Raw genomic sequence first — 6000 nt, forward strand, 5'->3', positions numbered from 1 at the left:
TTCTTTACATTCATATTGTAGCACGTATTATTGTGAATTACTTCACAAATTATGACCTATTTGTGAACTTTTTCACATATGATGTAAAGTTATTGGAATAGGTGTGGAATCCATTTCAATGGAGGCGTTTTCTTTAGATTGTGAAAGGGATTTTCTTGTGGTTTTTGTCGGTAAGTGAAATTATATCGGCGATTTTTAGAATATATGGACCGTAACTCCAAATATATCAGCGATTATTAAAATTTATCGACCGTAACTCAAATTATATCAGCGATTTTTGCAATATATCGGCTTACCGACAAAACTCGACAATAATGACAACATAAAAAAGCTGTCTTCAGTAGGTCACACCTATTGAGAGAAAGCAGCTTCTTCTATATATTATTTATTTTCCACAGTAGCTCCCGGATGTATTTTCATCGGTTTCTCCAAGTGTAGGAGGCTACAGCCATACAGCTGGGGTAAAAGTTCAACTTGAGGTATCATTTGTTAGATAGATAGTTCCTTCATATTCATACAGGCCCAAATAAACAACATGATTGTATTTACGGCTCTATATACCCAACTGCAACAGCCCATACTTCATATTTCTTCTATTGCCTAAAAAAGCAGAGTATCCAAAGTCCACTTTTACACAACAAAAAAGAGATAGCAGATTATGCTATCTCTTTTAGTATGACCCGTACGGGATTCGAACCCGTGTTACCGCCGTGAAAGGGCGGTGTCTTAACCACTTGACCAACGGGCCAGTTCTGGCAGAGAAGAAGGGATTCGAACCCTCGCACCGCGTTCGCGATCTACTCCCTTAGCAGGGGAGCCCCTTGAGCCACTTGGGTACTTCTCTATAAATATGGCTCCGCAGGTAGGACTCGAACCTACGACCGATCGGTTAACAGCCGATAGCTCTACCACTGAGCTACTGCGGAACAATTATGGTGGGCCTAAATGGACTCGAACCATCGACCTCACGCTTATCAGGCGTGCGCTCTAACCAGCTGAGCTATAGGCCCATAATTGAAAAGCGGGTGAAGAGAATCGAACTCTCGACCAGAGCTTGGAAGGCTCTTGTTTTACCACTAAACTACACCCGCATTAAATTGTAAATGGTGAGCCATGAAGGACTCGAACCTTCGACCCTCTGATTAAAAGTCAGATGCTCTACCAACTGAGCTAATGGCTCATTTTGAAAGTGGTGCCGACTAGAGGACTTGAACCCCCAACCTACTGATTACAAGTCAGTTGCTCTACCAATTGAGCTAAGTCGGCTTGCGACTTCAAAATGGTGGCTCGGGACGGAATCGAACCGCCGACACGAGGATTTTCAGTCCTCTGCTCTACCGACTGAGCTACCGAGCCTTTATGTAAAAATGGCGGTCCCGACCGGGGTCGAACCGGCGATCTCCTGCGTGACAGGCAGGCATGTTAACCACTACACCACGGGACCATTTGGTTGCGGGGACAGGATTTGAACCTGCGACCTTCGGGTTATGAGCCCGACGAGCTACCGTGCTGCTCCACCCCGCGATGATAAAATATTTACTTTAGAAAAAATGGAGGAGGTAGAGGGATTCGAACCCCCGCGACTCTCGCCGCCTGTCGGTTTTCAAGACCGATCCCTTCAGCCGAACTTGGGTATACCTCCGAGATATATACGTCTAATGGTGGACCTTGTAGGACTCGAACCTACGACCGGACGGTTATGAGCCGTCTGCTCTAACCAGCTGAGCTAAAGGTCCTTTATGGTAGCGGCGGAGGGATCGAACCCCCGACCTCACGGGTATGAACCGTACGCTCTAGCCAGCTGAGCTACACCGCCATAAATGATATTTAAGATAAGTGGAGCCTAGCGGGATCGAACCGCTGACCTCCTGCGTGCAAGGCAGGCGCTCTCCCAGCTGAGCTAAGGCCCCATGTTTTTTTGGAATATCGGGAAGACAGGATTTGAACCTGCGACCCCCTGGTCCCAAACCAGGTGCTCTACCAAGCTGAGCCACTTCCCGTTAATAAAAGCGCGCCCGAGAGGAGTCGAACCCCTAACCTCTTGATCCGTAGTCAAACGCTCTATCCAATTGAGCTACGGGCGCATATGGTGCCGAGGGCGGGGGTCGAACCCGCACGGTGGTCACCCACCGCAGGATTTTAAGTCCTGTGCGTCTGCCTGTTCCGCCACCCCGGCATGTCATATTGAAAATTGGAGCGGAAGACGGGATTCGAACCCGCGACCCCAACCTTGGCAAGGTTGTATTCTACCACTGAACTACTTCCGCAAGACATGTATGAGTTATTTAATTAAAAGTGCGGGTGAAGGGAGTCGAACCCCCACGCCAAAGGCGCCAGATCCTAAGTCTGGTGCGTCTGCCAATTCCGCCACACCCGCATATTAATTTATTTAAGAAAAATGGGGCGACTGATGGGAATCGAACCCACGAATGCCGGAGCCACAATCCGGTGCGTTAACCACTTCGCCACAACCGCCATGATTTCTGGTGCCGACTAGAGGACTTGAACCCCCAACCTACTGATTACAAGTCAGTTGCTCTACCAATTGAGCTAAGTCGGCTAAATGGTGGAGGATGACGGGATCGAACCGCCGACCCCCTGCTTGTAAGGCAGGTGCTCTCCCAGCTGAGCTAATCCTCCATTTGCCTGGCAACGTCCTACTCTCACAGGGACAAGGTCCCAACTACCATCGGCGCTAGAGAGCTTAACTTCCGTGTTCGGTATGGGAACGGGTGTGACCTCTCTGCCATCATTACCAGACTGTATTCATTTAAGACAAGAATTATTATAACTCATTTACTTTTGAAAGTCAACAAGTTTTTTATATTCTTTCAAAACTAGATAACATTGCTACATATTATATGGTTAAGTCCTCGATCTATTAGTATTCGTCAGCTCCACATGTCACCATGCTTCCACCTCGAACCTATCAACCTGATCATCTTTCAGGGATCTTACTAGCTTACGCTATGGGAAATCTCATCTTGAGGGGGGCTTCATGCTTAGATGCTTTCAGCACTTATCCCTTCCGCACATAGCTACCCAGCTATGCCCTTGGCAGAACAACTGGTACACCAGCGGTGCGTCCATCCCGGTCCTCTCGTACTAAGGACAGCTCCTCTCAAATTTCCTACGCCCACGACGGATAGGGACCGAACTGTCTCACGACGTTCTGAACCCAGCTCGCGTACCGCTTTAATGGGCGAACAGCCCAACCCTTGGGACCGACTACAGCCCCAGGATGCGATGAGCCGACATCGAGGTGCCAAACCTCCCCGTCGATGTGGACTCTTGGGGGAGATAAGCCTGTTATCCCCGGGTAGCTTTTATCCGTTGAGCGATGGCCCTTCCATGCGGAACCACCGGATCACTAAGCCCGACTTTCGTCCCTGCTCGACTTGTAGGTCTCGCAGTCAAGCTCCCTTATGCCTTTGCACTCTACGAATGATTTCCAACCATTCTGAGGGAACCTTTGGGCGCCTCCGTTACACTTTAGGAGGCGACCGCCCCAGTCAAACTGCCCACCTGACACTGTCTCCCGGGTCGATAAGACCCGTAGGTTAGAATTTCAATACAGTCAGGGCGGTATCCCACCAGCGCCTCCACCGAAGCTAGCGCTCCGGTTTCAATGGCTCCCGCCTATCCTGTACAAACTGTACCAAAATTCAATATCAGGCTACAGTAAAGCTCCACGGGGTCTTTCCGTCCTGTCGCGGGTAACCTGCATCTTCACAGGTACTATAATTTCACCGAGTCTCTGGTTGAGACAGTGCCCAAATCGTTACACCTTTCGTGCGGGTCGGAACTTACCCGACAAGGAATTTCGCTACCTTAGGACCGTTATAGTTACGGCCGCCGTTTACTGGGGCTTCAGTTCAGAGCTTCGCTTACGCTAACCCCTCTCCTTAACCTTCCAGCACCGGGCAGGTGTCACCCCTATACTTCGCCTTACGGCTTCGCAGAGAGCTGTGTTTTTGCTAAACAGTCGCTTGGGCCTATTCACTGCGGCTTCCGTTAAGAAAGCACCCCTTCTCCCGAAGTTACGGGGTCATTTTGCCGAGTTCCTTAACCAGAGTTCTCTCGCACACCTTAGGATTCTCTCCTCGCCTACCTGTGTCGGTTTGCGGTACAGGCACCTTTTATCTCGCTAGAAGCTTTTCTTGGCAGCGGGGAATCAAAGACTTCGCTCCATAAGGAGCTTCCCCATCACAGCTCAGCCTTCACGATAAGCGGATTTGCCTACTTATCAGCCTAACTGCTTGGACGTGCACAACCAATCGCACGCTTCTTCTATCCTTCTGCGTCCCTCCATTGCTCAAACGATAAAGAGGTGGTACAGGAATATCAACCTTTGTCCATCGCCTACGCCTGTCGGCCTCGGCTTAGGTCCTGACTAACCCTGAGCGGACGAGCCTTCCTCAGGAAACCTTAGGCATTCGGTGGACGGGATTCTCACCCGTCTTTCGCTACTCATACCGGCATTCTCACTTCTAAGCACTCCACCAGTCCTTCCGGTCTGACTTCACTGTCCTTAGAACGCTCCCCTACCACTGATACCATTCGGTATCAATCCGCAGCTTCGGTGGTGTATTTAGCCCCGGTACATTTTCGGCGCAGAGTCACTCGACTAGTGAGCTATTACGCACTCTTTAAATGGTGGCTGCTTCTAAGCCAACATCCTAGTTGTCTAAGCAACTCCACATCCTTTTCCACTTAATACACACTTTGGGACCTTAGCTGGCGGTCTGGGCTGTTTCCCTTTTGACTACGGATCTTATCACTCGCAGTCTGACTCCTAAGGATAAGTCATTGGCATTCGGAGTTTGACTGAATTCGGTAATCCGATGAGGACCCCTAGTCCAATCAGTGCTCTACCTCCAAGACTCTTACACTTAAGGCTAGCCCTAAAGCTATTTCGGGGAGAACCAGCTATCTCCAGGTTCGATTGGAATTTCTCCGCTACCCACACCTCATCCCCGCACTTTTCAACGTGCGTGGGTTCGGGCCTCCATTCAGTGTTACCTGAACTTCACCCTGGACATGGGTAGATCACCTGGTTTCGGGTCTACGACCACGTACTAAACGCCCTATTCAGACTCGCTTTCGCTGCGGCTCCGCCTCTTCAGCTTAACCTCGCACGGGATCGTAACTCGCCGGTTCATTCTACAAAAGGCACGCCATCACCCGTTAACGGGCTCTGACTATTTGTAGGCACACGGTTTCAGGATCTCTTTCACTCCCCTTCGGGGTGCTTTTCACCTTTCCCTCACGGTACTGGTTCACTATCGATCACTAGGAGTATTTAGCCTTGGAGATGGTCCTCCCAGATTCCGACGGAATTTCACGTGTTCCGCCGTACTCAGGATACATTCAAGAGAGAACGAAGTTTCGACTACGGGGTTGTTACCCTCTACGACGGACCTTTCCAGGTCGCTTCGTCTACCTCGTTCCTTTGTAACTCCGTATAGAATGTCCTACAACCCCAAGAGGCAAGCCTCTTGGTTTGGGCTATGTTCCGTTTCGCTCGCCGCTACTCAGGAAATCGCATTTGCTTTCTCTTCCTCCAGGTACTTAGATGTTTCAGTTCCCTGGGTCTGTCTTCCTTACCCTATGTATTCAGATAAGGATACCATACCATTACGTATGGTGGGTTTCCCCATTCGGAAATCTTCGGATCAAAGCTTACTTACAGCTCCCCGAGCATATCGGCGTTAGTCCCGTCCTTCATCGACTCCTAGTGTCAAGGCATCCACCGTGCGCCCTTTCTAACTTAACCAAACTAAAATTAAAAAATATGAGCTACACTGTTATCTAGTTTTCAAAGAACATACATTATATATGAGAGATAGTTCTCTCAAAACTGAACAAAACGAAACACGGAAACTTTATTGATGAACAGCGTTCATCAATTCTCCATAGAAAGGAGGTGATCCAGCCGCACCTTCCGATACGGCTACCTTGTTACGACTTCACCCCAATCATCTGTCCCACCTTAGGCGG

Annotated in this window: 22 tRNA genes, 3 rRNA genes and 1 pseudogene (1 of these 26 running past the window's edge); 1 reads left to right on the forward strand and 25 read right to left on the reverse strand. The window is 49.4% G+C overall.

The window, feature by feature from the left end:
- Positions 1–401: 401 nt before the first annotated feature.
- A pseudogene (locus AXW78_RS33975) lies at positions 402–579 on the forward strand (IS4 family transposase); the annotation flags it as partial.
- A 97-nt stretch (positions 580–676) separates the two neighbouring features.
- Here AXW78_RS33975 and AXW78_RS23520 read toward each other — a convergent pair.
- From AXW78_RS23520 to AXW78_RS23640, 25 genes are all read right to left on the reverse strand, one after another.
- A tRNA-Glu gene (locus AXW78_RS23520) sits at positions 677–748 on the reverse strand.
- A gap of 5 nt (positions 749–753) precedes the next feature.
- Positions 754–844 (reverse strand) — tRNA-Ser (locus AXW78_RS23525).
- Positions 845–851: 7 nt separating this feature from the next.
- Positions 852–926: transfer RNA gene (locus AXW78_RS23530), tRNA-Asn, on the reverse strand.
- A 7-nt stretch (positions 927–933) separates the two neighbouring features.
- Positions 934–1010: transfer RNA gene (locus AXW78_RS23535), tRNA-Ile, on the reverse strand.
- 10 nt (positions 1011–1020) lie between these two features.
- Positions 1021–1091, reverse strand: a tRNA-Gly gene (locus AXW78_RS23540).
- A 13-nt stretch (positions 1092–1104) separates the two neighbouring features.
- A tRNA-Lys gene (locus AXW78_RS23545) sits at positions 1105–1180 on the reverse strand.
- Positions 1181–1190: 10 nt separating this feature from the next.
- Positions 1191–1266: transfer RNA gene (locus AXW78_RS23550), tRNA-Thr, on the reverse strand.
- 14 nt (positions 1267–1280) lie between these two features.
- Positions 1281–1356: transfer RNA gene (locus tag AXW78_RS23555), tRNA-Phe, on the reverse strand.
- A gap of 12 nt (positions 1357–1368) precedes the next feature.
- Positions 1369–1444 (reverse strand) — tRNA-Asp (locus AXW78_RS23560).
- 3 nt (positions 1445–1447) lie between these two features.
- Positions 1448–1524: transfer RNA gene (locus AXW78_RS23565), tRNA-Met, on the reverse strand.
- 27 nt (positions 1525–1551) lie between these two features.
- Positions 1552–1642 (reverse strand) — tRNA-Ser (locus AXW78_RS23570).
- A 17-nt stretch (positions 1643–1659) separates the two neighbouring features.
- Positions 1660–1736: transfer RNA gene (locus AXW78_RS23575), tRNA-Ile, on the reverse strand.
- A gap of 4 nt (positions 1737–1740) precedes the next feature.
- A tRNA-Met gene (locus AXW78_RS23580) sits at positions 1741–1816 on the reverse strand.
- Between the two features lie 21 nt (positions 1817–1837).
- A tRNA-Ala gene (locus tag AXW78_RS23585) sits at positions 1838–1910 on the reverse strand.
- A gap of 16 nt (positions 1911–1926) precedes the next feature.
- Positions 1927–2000 (reverse strand) — tRNA-Pro (locus AXW78_RS23590).
- A 10-nt stretch (positions 2001–2010) separates the two neighbouring features.
- Positions 2011–2084, reverse strand: a tRNA-Arg gene (locus AXW78_RS23595).
- 3 nt (positions 2085–2087) lie between these two features.
- Positions 2088–2176, reverse strand: a tRNA-Leu gene (locus tag AXW78_RS23600).
- Positions 2177–2192: 16 nt separating this feature from the next.
- A tRNA-Gly gene (locus AXW78_RS23605) sits at positions 2193–2267 on the reverse strand.
- A 29-nt stretch (positions 2268–2296) separates the two neighbouring features.
- Positions 2297–2377: transfer RNA gene (locus AXW78_RS23610), tRNA-Leu, on the reverse strand.
- Between the two features lie 22 nt (positions 2378–2399).
- A tRNA-His gene (locus AXW78_RS23615) sits at positions 2400–2475 on the reverse strand.
- A gap of 9 nt (positions 2476–2484) precedes the next feature.
- Positions 2485–2560, reverse strand: a tRNA-Thr gene (locus AXW78_RS23620).
- A gap of 4 nt (positions 2561–2564) precedes the next feature.
- A tRNA-Val gene (locus tag AXW78_RS23625) sits at positions 2565–2640 on the reverse strand.
- 4 nt (positions 2641–2644) lie between these two features.
- Positions 2645–2760 (reverse strand): 5S ribosomal RNA (rrf, locus tag AXW78_RS23630).
- Between the two features lie 101 nt (positions 2761–2861).
- A 23S ribosomal RNA gene (locus AXW78_RS23635) occupies positions 2862–5776 on the reverse strand.
- Positions 5777–5919: 143 nt separating this feature from the next.
- A 16S ribosomal RNA gene (locus AXW78_RS23640) occupies positions 5920–6000 on the reverse strand; it runs 1471 nt beyond the window's last position.
- Together the 16S, 23S and 5S rRNA genes with 22 tRNA genes alongside form the textbook arrangement of a ribosomal RNA operon.

Origin of the sequence: Bacillus thuringiensis (assembly GCF_001595725.1) — a bacterium.
GTDB classification, from domain to species: domain Bacteria; phylum Bacillota; class Bacilli; order Bacillales; family Bacillaceae_G; genus Bacillus_A; species Bacillus_A thuringiensis_K.